This window comes from Halobacillus sp. BBL2006, from assembly GCF_000786645.1.
Lineage (GTDB): Bacteria > Bacillota > Bacilli > Bacillales > Halobacillaceae > Halobacillus.
The window spans coordinates 1-1,768 of sequence record NZ_JRNX01000661.1 but is presented as its reverse complement, the minus strand read 5'-3'; the positions used below and the strand labels follow the sequence as shown (position 1 = coordinate 1,768).

General features: G+C 42.8%; 2 protein-coding genes. Both read right to left on the bottom strand.

The features are described 5' to 3' along the window. On the bottom strand, window positions 1–929 hold a 929-nt coding region (locus tag LD39_RS17890; RefSeq protein WP_035551023.1), incomplete at its 3' end, for an alcohol dehydrogenase catalytic domain-containing protein. A gap of 466 nt (window positions 930–1,395) precedes the next feature. Beyond that, the coding region (locus tag LD39_RS23220) for a hypothetical protein (protein ID WP_035551020.1) at window positions 1,396–1,768 on the bottom strand (373 nt) is incomplete at its 5' end.

Genomic DNA, 1,768 nt, shown 5'->3' with positions numbered 1-1,768 from the left:
GTTACATAAAGACCTGGAATACCTAGACCACCACCGGCCTTCGTTGCTTTCATAATTGAATTTAGAACCGTGGCTGGAGCTTCTTGATGATTGTGTCCATGGGCCTCGAATCCAACACAGTCAACAGCTGCATCAACTTCAGGAATTCCAAGAATTTGATCGATTTGTTCAGATATATTATCGTGTTCGCTAATATTGATCGTTTCACACCCAAAGCTTTTCGCTTGCTGTAACCGTTCCTCGATAAGGTCACCGACGATAACAGTTGAAGCTCCTAATAGCTGCGCGGAGTGAGCAGCCGCAAGTCCCACTGGTCCTGCACCTGCAATATAAACTGTAGATCCCATCTTCACCCCTGCCGTATAGGCACCATGGAAGCCAGTCGGAAAAATGTCGGAAAGCATCGTCAAATCAAGCATTTTTTCCATCGCTTGGTCTTTATCAGGAAATTTAAGCACTTGAAAATCTGCATAGGGAACCATCACATATTCAGCTTGTCCACCTACCCATCCGCCCATGTCAACATACCCGTATGCAGAACCTGGCCGATCAGGATTGACATTCAAGCAAATATGGGTTTTTCCTTCAATACAATTTCGGCAGCGACCGCAGGCAATATTGAAAGGAACTGAGACAAGATCGCCTTTTTTCACAAACTCGACATCACGACCGGTTTCGATAACTTCGCCTGTAATCTCATGACCGAGCACAAGACCTTCCGGAGCTGTCGTTCGTCCACGAACCATATGCTGGTCACTTCCGCAAATGTTTGTTGACACGACTTTTAATATGACACCATGCTCACATTTACGCCCAACATTGTGAGGGTTGACCCCAGGGCCGTCCCTTAAAACAAGCTCAGGAAAATCGATATCCTTTACCGTCACTCCTCCATTACCTGTATATGCCACCGCACGATTGCCACTCATAATTTTGCAACCTCCTAATGTTTATTCCGCTCTGTTGATAGCGCTTTCATTTCTCGAATTAAAAAACTCGACCAAGCTCGGGAACGGATCAACATGTTTACGTTTGAGGTACCCCTCCTTTATGTACGAGAAGCAGACAAACTCTTTCAGGATCAGACTGAAACTAACATTTTCCAATTATTGAATCTATTCCCTGTTTGAAACTAGAACTAAACTAAGTATTTTGAATTAAAAGTATTTCCTTTCCCCTCTCTTTTTTCTTTGCAGTTTCCCTAGTCAGCCACGCTTTGATATAGAATGGCTCCACCTCTATTGTTCAAAAATCAAAAGGTCACAATTCTAATGAACTGTGACCGTAAGAAGCTTTTCAAATTATGAATTTAATAGTTTACTCATATTGAAAATCATCTTTCTTCTCCTATTCAAACATTCCTGCTTACCATTAGAAACATTATACATTCATCTGCTAATTACTATTTTGCAAGGGATCATAAACTCGTAGAGGTGAAGTGAATTCAATACCAAAGTCTTTATTTTTGACGATATCAGGGTTTAGAATTTGATCACCTTGAGGCTTTTCACCGCCTTCTGCCCATTCGACGAGGTCAGCGAACGCGTCAGTCTCTTCAGCAGGTGTAAACTCACAGTGTCCGACCGCTCTAATAGCCCGGCTGACAAGCATATCTGACTTGCCGTTTTCTGCTACTCTTTCAGCGTAAAGCTGCTCCATTGAGAATGGGACAAATAAATCGCCAATCGTATGCAGCGTCATGACTGGCACATTAATTTGACCGGAGATGTGTGGAATTTTAGCCAATCCATTTTCATTTCTTGCCTGA